17 protein-coding genes and 1 pseudogene are annotated in these 15,141 nt (G+C 56.4%); 13 read left to right on the top strand and 5 right to left on the bottom strand.

Annotated features, from left to right (window positions below):
* Positions 1-56: 56 nt before the first annotated feature.
* Positions 57-995 carry an EamA family transporter gene (locus AC53L6_RS01665; protein ID WP_496906567.1) on the bottom strand — a complete coding sequence of 313 codons (939 nt, stop codon included), beginning with the start codon at positions 993-995 and terminating at the stop codon, positions 57-59.
* Positions 996-1,042: 47 nt separating this feature from the next.
* Between AC53L6_RS01665 and AC53L6_RS01660 the strand changes: the two genes are divergently transcribed.
* On the top strand, positions 1,043-1,576 hold the full coding sequence (locus tag AC53L6_RS01660; RefSeq protein ID WP_496906566.1) for an Lrp/AsnC family transcriptional regulator: 534 nt from the start codon (positions 1,043-1,045) through the stop codon (positions 1,574-1,576).
* A gap of 246 nt (positions 1,577-1,822) precedes the next feature.
* Here AC53L6_RS01660 and AC53L6_RS01655 read toward each other — a convergent pair whose 3' ends face one another.
* The gene (locus AC53L6_RS01655) at positions 1,823-2,272 is read right to left on the bottom strand and encodes an RrF2 family transcriptional regulator (RefSeq protein ID WP_496906565.1); all 450 of its coding nucleotides are present in this window, start codon (positions 2,270-2,272) and stop codon (positions 1,823-1,825) included.
* A gap of 120 nt (positions 2,273-2,392) precedes the next feature.
* On the opposite strand from AC53L6_RS01655, the pseudogene AC53L6_RS01650 reads away from it, so the two are divergent.
* Positions 2,393-2,807, top strand: a pseudogene (locus tag AC53L6_RS01650) (transposase); the annotation flags it as partial.
* A 219-nt stretch (positions 2,808-3,026) separates the two neighbouring features.
* On the opposite strand, the gene AC53L6_RS01645 reads toward AC53L6_RS01650, so the two are convergent.
* Positions 3,027-3,425 carry a group III truncated hemoglobin gene (locus tag AC53L6_RS01645; RefSeq protein ID WP_299207722.1) on the bottom strand — a complete coding sequence of 133 codons (399 nt, stop codon included), beginning with the start codon at positions 3,423-3,425 and terminating at the stop codon, positions 3,027-3,029.
* A gap of 537 nt (positions 3,426-3,962) precedes the next feature.
* Here AC53L6_RS01645 and AC53L6_RS01640 point away from each other — a divergent pair.
* The 10 genes from AC53L6_RS01640 to ccoS are packed head-to-tail and all read left to right on the top strand — an operon-like array spanning position 3,963 to position 11,294.
* Entirely contained in the window at positions 3,963-4,379 is a 417-nt protein-coding gene (locus tag AC53L6_RS01640) for a hypothetical protein (protein WP_299771137.1), read from the top strand.
* 1 nt (position 4,380) lies between these two features.
* The gene (locus AC53L6_RS01635; protein WP_496906564.1) at positions 4,381-5,148 is read left to right on the top strand and encodes a DUF2189 domain-containing protein; all 768 of its coding nucleotides are present in this window, start codon (positions 4,381-4,383) and stop codon (positions 5,146-5,148) included.
* On the top strand, positions 5,145-5,465 hold the full coding sequence (locus AC53L6_RS01630; protein ID WP_496906563.1) for a TehB-like domain-containing protein: 321 nt from the start codon (positions 5,145-5,147) through the stop codon (positions 5,463-5,465). Before AC53L6_RS01635 ends, AC53L6_RS01630 begins: the two co-directional genes overlap by 4 nt.
* On the top strand, positions 5,462-7,084 hold the full coding sequence (ccoN, locus tag AC53L6_RS01625; protein ID WP_299599965.1) for a cytochrome-c oxidase, cbb3-type subunit I: 1,623 nt from the start codon (positions 5,462-5,464) through the stop codon (positions 7,082-7,084). The genes AC53L6_RS01630 and ccoN overlap by 4 nt, the downstream gene beginning before the upstream one ends.
* Positions 7,085-7,088: 4 nt before the next feature.
* Positions 7,089-7,820: a cytochrome-c oxidase, cbb3-type subunit II gene (gene ccoO, locus AC53L6_RS01620; protein WP_496906562.1), complete on the top strand. Its 732-nt coding sequence runs from the start codon at positions 7,089-7,091 to the stop codon at positions 7,818-7,820.
* Positions 7,817-7,978, top strand: coding sequence for a cbb3-type cytochrome c oxidase subunit 3 (locus tag AC53L6_RS01615; RefSeq protein ID WP_299207705.1), 162 nt, complete (start codon positions 7,817-7,819; stop codon positions 7,976-7,978). Before ccoO ends, AC53L6_RS01615 begins: the two co-directional genes overlap by 4 nt.
* Complete coding sequence (ccoP, locus tag AC53L6_RS01610; protein WP_496906561.1) at positions 7,975-8,856, top strand: cytochrome-c oxidase, cbb3-type subunit III; 882 nt, start codon at positions 7,975-7,977, stop codon at positions 8,854-8,856. The genes AC53L6_RS01615 and ccoP overlap by 4 nt, the downstream gene beginning before the upstream one ends.
* Positions 8,843-9,007: a hypothetical protein gene (locus AC53L6_RS01605; protein WP_299207699.1), complete on the top strand. Its 165-nt coding sequence runs from the start codon at positions 8,843-8,845 to the stop codon at positions 9,005-9,007. Before ccoP ends, AC53L6_RS01605 begins: the two co-directional genes overlap by 14 nt.
* The gene (locus AC53L6_RS01600) at positions 9,004-11,103 is read left to right on the top strand and encodes a heavy metal translocating P-type ATPase (RefSeq protein ID WP_496906560.1); all 2,100 of its coding nucleotides are present in this window, start codon (positions 9,004-9,006) and stop codon (positions 11,101-11,103) included. The genes AC53L6_RS01605 and AC53L6_RS01600 overlap by 4 nt, the downstream gene beginning before the upstream one ends.
* A complete protein-coding gene (gene ccoS, locus AC53L6_RS01595) occupies positions 11,100-11,294 on the top strand; it encodes a cbb3-type cytochrome oxidase assembly protein CcoS (RefSeq protein ID WP_299207693.1) in 195 nt (64 codons plus the stop codon). Before AC53L6_RS01600 ends, ccoS begins: the two co-directional genes overlap by 4 nt.
* A gap of 147 nt (positions 11,295-11,441) precedes the next feature.
* On the opposite strand, the gene AC53L6_RS01590 is transcribed toward ccoS, so the two are convergent.
* Entirely contained in the window at positions 11,442-12,647 is a 1,206-nt protein-coding gene (locus tag AC53L6_RS01590) for a patatin-like phospholipase family protein (protein WP_496906559.1), read from the bottom strand.
* 280 nt (positions 12,648-12,927) lie between these two features.
* On the opposite strand from AC53L6_RS01590, the gene AC53L6_RS01585 reads away from it, so the two are divergent.
* Complete coding sequence (locus tag AC53L6_RS01585; protein ID WP_299599958.1) at positions 12,928-13,539, top strand: TetR/AcrR family transcriptional regulator; 612 nt, start codon at positions 12,928-12,930, stop codon at positions 13,537-13,539.
* Between the two features lie 457 nt (positions 13,540-13,996).
* Here AC53L6_RS01585 and AC53L6_RS01580 read toward each other — a convergent pair whose 3' ends face one another.
* Positions 13,997-15,013 carry a hypothetical protein gene (locus AC53L6_RS01580; RefSeq protein ID WP_496906558.1) on the bottom strand — a complete coding sequence of 339 codons (1,017 nt, stop codon included), beginning with the start codon at positions 15,011-15,013 and terminating at the stop codon, positions 13,997-13,999.
* Between the last annotated feature and the right edge of the window lie 128 nt (positions 15,014-15,141).

The following is a 15,141-nucleotide window of genomic DNA, read 5'->3' as shown; positions in this document are numbered from 1 at the left end:
ACCGCGCAAACCCGGTCTCCAATCCCGGCAAAAGTTGCCATTCGATCAGGTACCCGCTACCGCGACAACACGGGAGCGGGTTTATGGACGGCAACGCCGATCATAACCAAAGCCACACCAAGCATGTCGGTGGCGCTCGGAATCTGCCGCAACACTATCACACCAATCATTGTGGCGGTCGCAGGCAACAGGGCCAACAAAAGTGCGAAACTGGCGCGGGGCAGGCGGGCCATGGCAAGCTGGTCGCAGACATATGGGATGACCGAGGAACAGATACCAACGCCGATCCCGGCCAAAACCAGCAACGGCGCACCGAAGGCCTCAAGCGCCTGCAAGAACCCGATTGGCATGACGAAGATGAACGCCGCTGTCATGGCAGCCCCCAGACGTTCTACGCCGCCTGATGCGCCACCTTCGGAAATCTTGTGGCCGAGGATGATGTAGAGAACAAACAGGGAGCCGTTCAGCACAGCCCAGAACAAGCCCAGAAGGTCAGACGTAAGGGCGGGTCCGCCCACCGCCAGAAGCGACGGCACGTCGATCAGAAGGGCCACACCGATGATGGCAAAGGCGAAGGCAAGACAGTTTCGCCCCGTGCGAAGACCCCAGAGTGCGATCCCGATCGTGCCAACGAACTCGATGGCGGCGACCAGCGAGATCGGCAGCCGGTCGAGCGCCAGGTAGAAAGAGCTGTTCATCACCGCAAGACAACCGCCAAGCGCGAGCAGAAGAACGCGCTCGCGGGGCGTCGATGTCTTGAAGGTGCGCCACGGCTTCGTGATGGGGGCAAAGATCAGGGCGGCCGAAGCGATGCGGAACCAGGCGACGCCCAGCACCCCGACGACCGGAAACAACAGGACCGCAAAGGCGGGGCCAAGATAGTGGAAAACGGCTGAGACGCCGAACCATGCATGAGGCGGAACAGCCTCGGACATGCGCGACATGGCGCCCGGGGCGCTGGTCAGGGTGGATTTTGCTGGGATGCGATCCGACATGATATCATGATGCAAGGTAAGAGCGGCCTACGATATGGAGACCAAGTATGTCAGTGGCGGAAAAATTCTCAGAAACGAAGGAAAAAGTGCCCAAAAACCTTCGATCTGACGAAACAGGTCTCGACAGCATCGACGCCGCGATTCTGCGAGAGCTGTGCGCAGACGCGCGCATTCCCCGCGCAGAACTGTCCCGCCGCGTGGGCCTTTCCGCTCCCAGCGTCGCGGACCGTGTGCGGCGTCTTGAGGATGTGGGCATCATCACCGGATACGGCGCGCGCATCGATCCCGCTCGCCTCGGCTATGGCCTGACGCTCCTGATCCGCGCAAGACCTCTGCCGGGTGAGATGAAGAACATGATCGAAGCGATTCAGAACACGCCTCAGATCGTCGCCTGTGATCGCGTCTCCGGGGAGGATTGCTTCGTTGCACGCGCGCACGTCCGCGACGTGGCGGAAATGGAAGCGGTCATCGACCGGATCGTGCCATTCGGAGCGACCAACTCGTCCATAGTACAGTCCTCGCCAGTCGAAGAACGGTTGGTCGAGCTGTGTCGCCACGAGCTGTCATTCGGTGCAACCTGATGGATGTGCAGAATAGGCTCGGAGCGGTCGTTTGACGGCTTTGGTTAGTTGACTGGATCCAGCCCAAGGCGGACATGGCAATTCAACACCAACGGCGGGAAGCGGACATTCGACAGTTTGCCTGTGCATGCCTGCAAATTCCTAGCTGACCGCAAGCCAATAAACAGAAAAAAACAGGAATGGATTCTATACCAAAACGGTCCGGCTCAGTGAGTTGAGGTTAAGGTCCACGTTCGCTTTTTATCTCTAGGCTACGTCATCATTAAGTCGCGACAGCAAATGGCCAATTGGGCGGTTCTCATTTGTCAGGTCGTGGAGTGTGAGTTGGGAAAGGGAGTCAAAGAAAGCTGTCTGTGCAGCCTTCAAAGCCGCTGTAAGCGGACACAACGGCGACAAAATGCAGGATCCGCCATCGGCCCTCATGCATTCAACAAGCACGCTTTGACGTTCAAGGTCTCGCAAAACAAGACCCACATTAATGTCTTTCGTATCCACGGCAAGTTTCAGTCCACCCGCTCTGCCGCGCATCGAAACGACATAGCCTTCCCGCACAAGCCACTGGGTGACTTTTGCAAGATGATTGTATTTTGCCCCGTGAATGACTGCAATCTGACGCGTTGTCAGCATGTGTCTATCCGCCACCGCCAGATGCATGAGCGTGCGGATCGCGTAGTCAGAGAATGATGAAAGCTGCATATCTGATACCTATTGCATTTTATTGGTAACTCAAATGCAAAATATAAATTTCATCACAGTATTTCTGATCCTCCCCCCGGAATTGGTCCGCTGATATGTTTAGAAAAACAGAAGATCAAGATGGCTACGAAGAGGCACGAGCGAGACGGAATTTTCACGAAGTTTCGGCAGGTTGAGGTGTTTGTAAGGCAAGGAGTGCTGTGGGTCGACGCGATCCGTGAAGTGCGCATCATCGAGCAGACATACTATCGCTTGCGCAAGCAGTATGGCGGGATGGGAACCACCAACTGAAGGAACTCAAACGACTGCAGAAGGAGAATGAGCGGCTAAGGAAAACGATACGTGACCTGACGTTCGACAAGTTGATCCTGACCGAGGCCGCCATGGGAAACTTCTGAGCCCCGGCGGCCGTCGAGCCTGCATCGACCTCGTGGGTGCTTCGGGGCGGCGTGCCTGCCGGGTACTGCGCCAGCATCGCTCGACACAAGGCAAGCTGTCGCGGGGTCCGTGCGGCAGAAACCCTGATAGAACAGTGGAAGGAGGCACTACAACACCGAACGACCCCACAGGGCTCTGGGCTACCGCCCATCAACCCTGGAAACCATTGTTCCGGAGGAAGCCCGGCCAATCATGAACCAAGAATCAAACCGGACTATTCAGATGGGGCTGATCATTTCCCTATGGAAACTGCGATTGCCCTGACCGAATGACTGCGACAGCAGGATCGTACTGCTTTTGGGGCTATGATCCTGTGTCAGAGTTTTGGCGGATCACCCGGTGCTTTCTGGAATTCGGTCAAACCAAAGGACAATCCGCGACCAATCCTGTGCACTAACGTGGACCATTGCTCACGTTGCGGCGAGCTGATGTGTTCTTTCAGGACCTCGTCAAAAAGGGTCAACCACCCCTCAAAATGTTCCGGTCGAACGTTTCCTGCATCCATGTGCGCGCGCATCGGATTGCCGGAATAAGACCGCTCAAACAGCAGTGCATTCGCCCAGAAACGGGTGATCTTTTCCTCATGCTCTGGCCAGTTTTTGACACGCTCAGCAAAAATCGGGGCGAGCGTTCCGTCCTTCCGGACGCGCTGGTAAAATACCGCCACCACGTCTGCGATAGCCTTCCGATCAACATCAATGCGGGGTGGGGTCACTTGGCAAGTCTCCATTCGATGGCAGGCAGGATGAAGCTACTTTTTTGGTGCATCACTCAAGAAGCTAGTTAAAGCTATTTTTTTGATGTAGATGATTCTGACAAGCGCGAAGCACCCGAGCTGAGATCAAGTGAGCATACCCAAAGTGCCGGCACATACTTCTGGTTTTTCATGCTTTAAATCATACGCTTAAAATAGGTATTGTAAATACCATTTAATAGCTCTAAAATACTTTCACAGAATTCGTGGTCGGGGCAGCTAAGGAGTGAAGCGACAAAAACAGTGTTTTGCCTGACCTCTCTGCGTCAGGCATCCGATAGGGCGATGAGTTTGCGGCAGCCCTAACTGGAATAGCCGCAGTCAGGGATCAATGCACATTTGGCCATCACCGCGCGCGGTCGCCATCCACTTTCCAGGCGGCCATCGCCCAAAAATCTGCTTGAGATCAAAGAAATGCCTCTCCGGCCTCATGCCCCTTGCTTGTCAGTGGGCAACAGGGATTTGTACATGCTGATTGCCGCGCGACTGTTAATCGTAATGTCTCTGCTCATTTGGGCCGGAGCATCAATTTCAGCCAATATGATTGCGGCGCCTGCGAAGTTTCAGGTGGCCGACTTGACGCGGCCAGTTGCCCTGCAAGTCGGGCGCGTGCAGTTCTTATGGGTGGGGTATCTGGAGATGGTCCTCGCTGCATTTGCCGCGCTTGCCATCGCGATCGAAACGCGCCGTGTGCAAACATGGGTCCTTGTCGCCCTGTCAGTCTTTGTCGTCCAACGCTTTGTCGTTCTGCCACAGCTGTCAGAGCTCACAGATCAAGTGATCGCCGGCACCGCATTGAGCGGCTCAAAGCTGCATCTGGTTTTCATTGCGCTGGAATGCACAAAACTACTTGCCTTGTTGCTGGCCGCAGCGATGGCATTGCTCTCTCCCACACTTCAGACAGGACGGATTTGATATGGATCTTGCAGCAGCCCGCACCCCCCCCTGGAAAGCGCGCCGGGTTGAGGAACCAATCGCCGCGGTGATCAAGCGCTGGCTGCAGTTGGCAGTATCAGATCTGAAGCGGCACCCAACTACGGCGGTCTGCTACGGCATCGCTCTTTGTGCCGCCGGATGGGTGACAATACTGCTGCTTTGGTATTTCGACCTCGAATGGGCGCTGCTGCCAATTCTGGCGGGAGGCATGTTGGTAGGGCCACTGGCGACCGTCGGACTTTATAGCATGAGCCGTCGCGGTCAGGACGGGGGGGCAACTGATGTGGCGTCCCCTGAACAGGTCATCCTGATCGGCATCATCTTGATGGTTTTCGCTCTGGCCTGGATTCGCGCCGCAACACTCATTTTTGCGATCTTCTTCGGCCTTCTGCCCTTCGCGGGGTTTGTCGAGACGATGACGACACTGCTGTCAAGCCCTCAAGGGATTGCCACGATTGTGGTTGGCAGTGTGTTTGGCGGGCTGTTTGCGGCGCTTGGCTTTGCGATCTCCGTTTTCTCTATTCCAATGTTGGTGGATCGCAAGATCGATTGTTTCTCTGCCATGGGCCTCAGCTTCAACGCAACCACACATAACTTCCGCCTGATGATCAGCTGGGCGGTTGTTGTCTGTGCAGGCATTCTGATCGGCCTGCTCACTGGTCTTCTGGGCCTCATCTTCATTTTCCCGCTTCTCGGGTTTGCCACATGGCATGCCTATTGCGACCTCTTCAAAGGAGCGCGCGCATGACTGTTTCTTTGCCTCACGACGCAATTAAGTATGCGCAGACCAAAACCTTTGATGAGACGACCATTCCCCAGCCACTTCTGAGCAATCACAGTACCAAGCCTAACTCTTGGGGATTGATCGTGATCGAAAGTGGCCAGCTGCTGTACACGCGCATTGACCGGGAGCCGCAGCTTTTGGCTCCCGAAAACACGGGCGTGATACTGCCCGGAGAACTGCACAAGATTGCGCCGGATGGGTCGGTCCGTTTCCACATTGAGTTCTACCATGATCCCGCGACCAAGGACGCGGACCGTGACAACGAGGAGGTTGCGCTATGACCAACTCTGAACGCGTCGAAATCGGTGTCATCTTCGCTGTCACGTTCTTGGTGTTCCTCCTCGGCGTTGCGATCCTGGGGTTTGGCCGGGAGGCTGGATATGTCTTTCACGGCTGGCTGATCGCAATTGTGGCCGGCTGGGGGTTAATGAACCTGATCAACCGGCTGAACGACACGCGACCCGATATCCCCCATGAATACAGTGACACAGTTATCAAATGGGGTGTTGGGGCGACCTTTATCTGGGGCGTGATCGGCTTCACCATCGGTGACATCCTGGCGTGGCAACTGGCGATCCCGTCCTGGAATGGCGACATGTCATGGTCCAACTTTGGACGTATCCGACCCATGCACACCACTGCCGTTATATTCGGCTTTGGTGGTAACGCTCTGATGGCCACATCATTCTATGTTGTGCAGCGGACATCGCGGGCCCGGCTGGCCAGTGAAGTCTCTCCATGGTTTGTCTTCTTCGGCTACAATCTGTTCGTCCTGTTGGCGGTCACAGGCTACCCGATGGGCATCACCCAATCCAAGGAATATGCCGAGCCAGAGTGGTACGCCGATCTGGTTCTGACCTTTGCATGGGTAGGTTACCTGTGGATTTACATGCGCACGCTTGCCAACCGGGCAGAGCCACACATCTACGTCGCGAACTGGTACTACATGGGTTTTATCGTGGTGATCGCGATGCTGCACGTGGTCAACAACCTCGCAATGCCGGTCAGCATTGCCTATCCCAAAAGCTATTCACTGTTTTCCGGCGTTCAGGATGCCATGACGCAATGGTGGTATGGTCATAACGCCGTTGGTTTCCTGCTGACCGCCGGATTCCTCGGGATGATGTACTACTTCCTGCCCAAGGCGGTGAACCGGCCGATTTATTCCTACCGCCTGTCGATCATCGGGTTCTGGGGCATCACCTTCCTGTACCTCTGGGCCGGGTCTCACCACCTGCATTACACGGCGCTGCCCGATTGGGTGCAGTATCTGGGTATGACCATGTCAGTCATCCTGCTGGTGCCCAGCTGGGGGTCGGTGTTCAACGGGATCCTGACCATCAACGGTGCCTGGGACAAGGTGCGCACCGATCCCGCCGTACGCTTCATGATGGTCGCGATCCTGTTTTATGGGCTGGCGACATTCGAGGGGTCCTTCCTCGCCATTCGTCCTGTTAACACGCTCAGTCACTACACAGATTGGACCGTGGGTCATGTGCACGCGGGCGCGCTGGGTTGGGTCGCCTTCATCAGCTTTGGGGCGATGTACAAGATGGTGCCGTGGATCTGGAAGCGAGAAGGTACTTATTCACTGCGCCTTGAGGCCTGGCACTTCTGGCTCGCCCTGTCCGGCACGCTGATCTACGTCGGCGCGATGTGGAACAGTGGCATCACCCAAGCGCTGATGTGGCAGACCTATGATCCAGACGGCAATTTTGTCTACGCCTTCATTGATACGGTGGATGCAATGCGCCCCTACTACTTTGCCCGGGCCATCGGCGGGCTGCTCTATCTGATCGGGGCCTGTCTCGGAGCCTACAATATCTACATGACCGTCAACGGGCCCCGCATGGCACCCGTATCTGATGCAAACCGTCCAATTCTGCAGCCGGGGGAATAAAGCAATGAGCACACCACACCAACGGTTGGAACGTAATGGCATCGGGTTCGCGCTGATGATCCTGTTCGTGGCCTCACTGGGTGGCCTCTTTGAGATCGCCCCTCTGTTCACCATTGAAAACACCGTGGAGAAGGTCGATGGGATGCGCCCCTACACGCCGTTGGAAAGCGCCGGGCGCGATATCTATGTGCGCGAAGGGTGCTACGCCTGCCACAGCCAGATGATCCGCACACTTCGCTCGGATGTGGACCGGTATGGTCATTACAGCCTTGCCGCCGAAAGCATGTACGATCACCCGCACCAATGGGGATCAAAGCGCACCGGGCCGGATCTCTCCCGTGTGGGTGCGAAATACTCCGACATCTGGCATGTGGCACATCTGACCAATCCGCGTGTTTTCGTCGAAGGGTCAGTGATGCCAGGTTACAGCTTTCTGCTGGAAAACAGGCTTGATACGCAGCAGCTGAGCGGCGCCTTGACTGCATTGCGGCGCGTTGGCGTGCCCTATTCGGATGACCAGATCAACCATGCGGCAAGAGACGCCTTGCGGCAGGCCGACCCACTTGCGGATTACGAGGATGATCTGCGCGAAAGCTATGGCGAGAATGTGCAGGTCCGCGATTTTGATGGCCAGCCCGACCAGTTGACCGAAATGGACGCGGTTGTGGCATATCTGCAAATGCTGGGGACACTCGTTGATTTTGACAGCTTCGATGCGGAGGCAAACAACAGATGACCCATGATACAGTCCTTGTTTTCTCCAAGACCTGGGGGGCGGTTTACCTGCTGGTCGTGTTCTTGCTGGCCGCTCTCTGGGTCTATTGGCCGTCACATAAGAAAACCTACGACAAGGCAGCACAATCCCCTCTCAGCGACGAGGAAATCAAACGATGAAATCTGAGCTGGACGAGACGAGCGGACAGGAAACCACCGGCCATGAATGGGATGGGCTGAAGGAGCTGAACACGCCTGTGCCACTGGTCTTTCGGATCTCGCTGTGGCTGACAATCATTGTCTCAGTCATCATTTGGGTGCTCTATCCCTCGTGGCCTGGCATCTCGGGATATGTGAAGGGTATTGCGGGATATTCGTCGCGTGACAGGGTTGCCGTTGCCGTGGACGCGCGCCAGGATCTCCGCCTGATGCAAATGCCAGAATTTGCCGAACTCGATGTTACCGCATTGGCTGAGGATACAACGCTTGAGGCCAAGTATGGCGAGGCCATTGGCGTGCTTTATCGCGACAATTGCGCGGCATGCCATGGGCGCGACCTGAAAGGGCAGACAAACTTTCCCAATCTGACAGATGATCATTGGCTTTGGTCCGGCACGCCCGAGGAAATTGAATACACGCTGCAAGTTGGGATCAACCACCTTGATGACGATACCCGTTGGGCGGAAATGCCAGCCTTTGGTGATGGTATGATCGAAAGCTCTGATCTGAAAGCTGTGGTGGAATATGTCCTCCAGATTTCCGGCTCTAAGCATGACACAGAACTGGCGAAAACCGGCGTAACTGTTTTCGAGGACAATTGCTCCAGCTGCCACGAGGAGGGTGGCATTGGCGGCATGGAAAGCGGAGCGCCTAGCCTCGTGGACGACGCATGGATATATGGCGGGTCGCGCGAGGTGCTGACCCAGACCCTCAAATACGGACGCCGAGGTGTCATGCCGGGCTGGTCGGGACGGTTGACCGAAGAAGAGATCAAGAAGCTGACAATGTATGTGCTGTGGGCTGGTCAGGATGAGGACAAGGACGATGCCTCGAACTGAAAAAGAGCCGCAGTTCCGCAACAAGATGTTCGCAATGATCGGACTGCTGTTGCTGGGCTATATCGGGATCAAGTCCTGGCACATCTATATCTCAATTGACGCCTACCAAGGGCAGGTTCTGGAACGCAGCATCAAGGGGGCCGCGAAGTGACACAGGCAAGCCTGACCTTTGCCCTGGATGGCGTGAATTGCGCAGGCTGCATTGCCAAGATCGAACGCCATTTGGGCGCGCAGCAGGGGGTTGTGCTCGCCCGCGGCAATGCCACCGTCAAACGCATTCGGCTGGTCTGGGACCCCGCCCTGCAAACCGCAGATACGCTGATCGACCAAATCCGCGCGATTGGCTACGACGCCCTGCCGTTTCAGATAGGAGATGCAGCACCGGTCGAGCCTTCCTTGCTGCCGCAACTGGGATTGGCCAGTTTTGCGATGATGAACATCATGGCAATTTCATTTGCGGTCTGGGCAGGTGTCGCCACTGATATGGGGTCGGGCAGTATGCAGTTTCTGCATTGGATTTCAGCCGGCCTTGCCACCCCTGTCGTCTTATATTCCGGTGCGGTCTTTTACGCGCCCTCGCTGCGCGCTTTGCGCCATGGCTCGATGACGATGGACACGCCGATCTCCATCGCCATCGCGATCACCTATCTGGCCAGCCTGTTTGAAACCCTGCGCGGTACCGAACACGTCTATTTTGACGCTGTTACGACGTTGGTCTTCTTCCTGTTGATCGGCCGCGTGATTGAGCGTGCGCTGAAACGACGCTCAGGGGATGCGGCAGAGAACCTGCGCAACCTCATGCAGATTGATGCAAGGCGCGAAGGGGCGGATGGGCGCATAGAAACTGTTGCCGCGGGTGATCTGCTTCCAGGCGATGTCATCCTTGTTGGGAGTGGCGAGCGGGTGCCTGCCGATGGGGCGCTGTTGTCGGACCATGCACAGGTGGATGAAAGTGTCATAACGGGCGAAACCCTTCCACGGGAGGTCACCAAATCCCAAGCCGTTGTGGCCGGGGCCATCGTGCATACCGGTCCGGCAAGACTGCAGGTCACCCATATCGGTGAGGATGCGCAGATCGGCAAGATTTCCCAAATGATCACGGATGTCGTTGCAAACAAGAGTGCAGCGCAACAACGGGCCGACCAATTCGCGCGCGGGTATATTCCGCTGGTGCTGGGCGGCGGTGTTGCAGGTTTTGCTCTGTGGTACTTTCTTTTGGGCGCCAGTTTTGCCGACGCGTTGATGATCGCCGTTGCCGTGCTGGTTGTAACCTGCCCCTGCGCTGCCGGGCTCGCGACCCCTGCGGTTTCTGCGCGGGCCGTCAACATGTTGATGCGCGCAGGCATCGTCGTGAAATCAAGTGATGCATTGGAACGGCTGAGTGACGCGAACGTCGTGGTTGCTGATAAGACTGGCACGCTGTCCGAGCCGCTTCCGGTGCTGCAGGCGCCCGATGCCGCCGTACGTCACGCCGCCGTACGTCACGCCGCCGCAAGGCTTGCAGCTGGCAGCGCGCATCCATTGGCCAAGATGTTGTGCGACGGGCTGGACGTGATGCCGTTGCCTGATCTGCGAGAGATTCCAGGGCAGGGAATTGAAGCGCCCGATGGCGCGCGGCTCGGCTCTGCACAATTCGTTGGGGGGGCGGAGACAACGGAGTTTCCGACCCTGTGGTATCGCTCTCCTGCAGGTCAAATACATGGTTTCCGCTTTCGCGAAACCGCCCGCGCTGGATTGCCAGATATGCTCGGGGCGTTGGACGCTCTGGACATGCCACTGACCCTTTTATCCGGTGACGCGCAGCCCTCGGTCGCAGCCTTCGCTCACAGCAATGCAATCCCGTCGCACCGTGGCGGTGCTGCACCACATGACAAGCTTTCATTTCTGAGAACGGCGATGGAAGCTGACAAAAAACCTTTGATGCTGGGGGATGGGATCAATGATGCGCCTGCGCTAAAGGCTGCATATGTCTCGATCTCATTCGCTGGTGCCACAGAGGTCGCCCAGGTTGCGGCAGACGTCGTCCTCGTCAAACCTGACCTCACATTGGTACCGCGGACAATTCAGGTTGCCCGGGCCGCCCGCGACCTGATTGGCCAGAACCTGACGTTCTCAGCCGTTTACAACATCGTGACGGTGCCACTTGCCCTTGCCGGCTATCTCAGCCCGCTTGTCGCCGCGATCCTGATGTCGTCTTCCTCCATTGTAGTTCTTGCGAACGGCCTCCGCCTCAGGGTGCCCGAATGACCGCTATCATTTATCTCATCCCGATCTCTATTGGCCTCGGGCTTTGCGCCCTTCTCGGGTTCTTCTGGTCCGTGCGTGCGAGCCAATACGATAACATGGAGAGTGATGCGCATCGCATTCTCGAGGCCGAAGACAAGCCGATGAGCGACGCTCAGCGCCGTGCCCTTAACGAGTTGAGTGGAGACTCTTAAAGCTCTCGGTCCGTTATTCTGAGGCGCGGCCCCGATCCGCTTTGGAAAAGTTCTCTCGGACGAAAAACGCCAACAAACCCAAAAGAGCCTGAGCCTCCAATAACCCGCGCAACGCTCTCAGGATTTTGGCGATGACCTCATGCCACTTTAATTGCCGATGGCAAAAAGTTCCTCTTGCAGATCAGGACGCCACGATTTGGCTTGGCGACCGTCTTCAACACCCAGCTCATAAAGCTTCTTCATATAGGCCGGATCAAAGGCTTGGGTCGGTTTTTCGCTAAATCGCTTTGGGACGGCCAGTCCGTTCACACGCAGCCCGTCGCGCTTGGCCAGCGCAATGATGAACGCGATGTCACCATAGCTTTGCGACCGGATCAGAGTGGACAATGTCCGACCTGCCATGCTTGCCAAACGTGTACTTTGAGCTTCAAAGCGGGGCTCCAAGCGTTTGTTGTGGATGAGCCAGATTGTGTTCTCTGCGTTTGCCAAACCGACCTCTGCAAGGGTGCGTTTCATCGGCAAGTTGGCCGGGTATACGAAAATCTGTTGGGTCAATGCCCCGTCGACGTGAAGTTCTTCTTTGGTTGTGAGCCCGTCGGTTACAGGAATTCGAACCGGCGTGAAGAGCACGGGTATTGCTGCGGAGGCAAGAATGACCTTTCGGACCAATGCAAAGCTCTCTGGTGTGTCTGCGCTGGCAAGTGCCCCGATATCCCAGAGGACCGGACGTTCAGCGTCGATATTGGTGGTGCCAACGATAAGGCGGCGGCCCTTCTGATGCTCCTGACCGATTTTCCGGATAATGGCATCCGTCAGTTCTTCGGCGATGGCATCAGCCAATGGCTTGTTGTCAGCAAGCGCGCCCCCTCCGACTAGCGCACCAACGACTCTGAACCTGGCAACGCGTGTCGTGTCTGTTGTCGTATAGAACCGACGAATGGCTGCGTCATACTCCGGCCCCAGGAACGCGAAGGGCGCTATAATCGCGCCGGTGGAAATTCCTGTCACAACATCGAACTGAGGCCTTTGTCCTGTCTCGGTCCATCCGTTCAGAACCCCTGCGCCATACGCACCGTCAGGCCCGCCACCGGAAAGCGCGAGGATGTTTACGCTGCCCTGTTTTCCCGGCCTTGCAAAAACGGATTTGAACTCAGTGACAATGGACTCTTCATCGATCTCTGAAATGTCGCCAAAAGTTCGAACATCTGACGGCACACCCAGGGGCGCGAAGCTTTCATAGTCATCCCCGGACGGCGCAACAGACGCCCGATCATGCGTCGCGCACCCTGCAGCCAGAATCGCGATCAGGAAAAGACCGCCGAGAAATCGGGATCGCCACCACGTTCTGTCCAATTTTTGCGTGAGATGTCTCGCTGAACCGCTACCTTTTGTTTATAGTCAATGGTCCCAAAAGGCGATCACGTTGGATGAGAACCGCAACAGCGGTGGCTCATTTGGTCTCATGATTGCAAATGTCCCTGCTTGGCATCTGATCAAGTTTGGAGCAGAATGTTCAGGCTTAGGGCATAACGAATTTACGAGCTTTGGTAGCACCCCAAAAATATATAGTAAATACTATACATCCACCTGTCTGGGTTGGTGCCTCCGGACCCGCAGCTGACAGGAGATTGCTATGACGTCGAAACGGCTCGAGAGACGGACCACGCCTTTGCAGACGCGGGCGAACAAGACTGTTGGACTGATCTTGGAAACAGCGGCTAAGCTGCTAGAGGAAATTGGCTTTGAAGAGCTGACAACCAACAAGATCTGCAAAGCGGCAGAGCTGACCCCTCCCGCTCTTTATCGATATTTTCCGAACAAATACGCCATTGTGTCTGAGCTGGCCAAGCAACTGATGCACTTGCAGAACACGGCGGTGGCAGAGAGTTCAGTTGATATGAAACACGATGGCCTCAATGTAGACCGAACCGTCAGGACCCTGTCTGGACAAGTTCAAATCACACGCGACTTCCCTGGCGGCGTTGCCGTGTTGAAAACGATGTATGCGACACCGCAGCTCGTTGAGGTTCGACTGAAGTCTCACGAAGAGCTTACGGACGGACTGACGTCCTCGCTCATGAATCTGGACCTCGGCTTCGCGGAACCTGAACTTCGTAGAAGGGTACGTCTGCTGATCGAAATCGGCAATTCAGTGGTGGAAATGGTGGTGGAAAATCCCGGCATGGACGAGGCTGCCATGATCCAGGACACTGCCGAAGTCATGCATTTCTTGCTAACAAAATGAATTGCGGAAACTGTGTCTGACGAGCGCGCAAGCATGGTTTGGCGGTGATATTGGTCACCCCTTGCAGCCCCGAGATTTGCCTGGACAACGCGGCGCAGCTGCGCCGTCCAGTTGCCCAAATCCACCTATTCATCTAGCTTGGATAGCGATTTTTAGCTTCCTCAGTGCTATCCCAGAAACCGTCATTGATGGGTGTGCAGTTAAATGGCGTTTTATGCCACGCCTGCAGTCGTTAGTTGCCCCACAATCTCGCACAAGGCATGAACGTGTGGCTTTGGGAACCGGTGGTTGCGAGTGCGAGCTGAACCAAATGTCTGGTATGGGTGGTGAGCGCTTGTCAGACGGGTAGATTGAGAGGCAAGTCTGCGCCGAATCCGAGGTCTGGAAAGAGCCCACATTTGACACTGCTTCGCCGCACCAATGAGACGCTTTGACGAGACGCGAGATCAACGAGCGATCATTCGATCAAAACGGTTTTGATGATCTCGGTCTGCCCAGCCGTTTCAGGCCGGTTGAGATCGGTCAGGCGATATCTGATCTCGTACTGCCCGGGCTCTTGCAGCGGAAAGCCCGTTACAACTCCGGTGCGCCAGTAGTCGTCACGGATGGGGACGCTATGGATTGGCTGCCCGGTAAACCGCATGGCATCGTTCTGTGCGCCAATCACGTTGCCCTCGGCGTCCCGCAACTCAATATCCAACCTGACCTCGTAGCTCGCAAGCGGTGTGCCGGGCAGGTAGCGCCCTACATAGTCCAGCATCGCATGGAGCATGATCATCTCGCCCTGGGCAAAGGTTGTGCTGTCGCGAGGTACGACTTGTCGCTCGCCCGTCCATGCATCGGGAACGATCAAGTTGTTGGAAACGACAATCATACCTGGCATCGTCGCTTGTGTTGCGAGGGCTGCACCGTCGATGGATATTTGCTTAAGGGGCGGTGCCTGGAACTCCGCGGGCGCATCTAGGACGTGCTCAACCACCTTCGTATAGCAGGCGCTGCGTTCAGGGGCGCCTTCAACGGTCGCGACGTAGTAAACGGGCACTGCGACATCCGCATCTTTGGCGCTGCGGATCAATTGGCAGAGGGGTGCTCGCAGGATCGTCTCGGCGCCATCAAAAGGGGGCTTCTCAGAGGCAACAAGTGTGTCGAGCAGGGTGTCAAACTGTCCGGCTTGGTCGGGGCGCAGGTTGACAGTAAAGAGCCAAGCGAACGGTGGGTCGCCTTCAACAGAAGCCGCGACCTCGGCCACGCGTTCCATTGTGGTTGGATCCTTCCCGATCTTCCAGTAAATCCGTTCGCTGGCCTCCGAAACGGCGATGCGCCAATCCGCTTCTGAAAAATCAAAGGCGCCGCCCTGATTGCGAAGCGCGAAGTAAGCCGAAGGCATGGGTTGCCGAGTTGTTTCCTGAGCCGAGGCGGCGAAAGGTGCTCCAAAGACGGCCAACGACAGAGCAATTGCAAGGGGTTTCATCATGACACCAGCGAAGCCGGAACTGCGGAAGCTGTCAATCGACACAGGGCATCGTACACCCGACCAGCGGATATCCCCCGGGGTTACGTAATTGGGAAAGCTGGCATGGGACGGGCCCCAGGCTTGCCGAC

It is taken from the genome of Tateyamaria sp. LSS28, from assembly GCF_059611725.1.
Note: the sequence above shows the minus strand (reverse complement) of the source record. Positions and strands in the feature narration are given on the sequence as shown.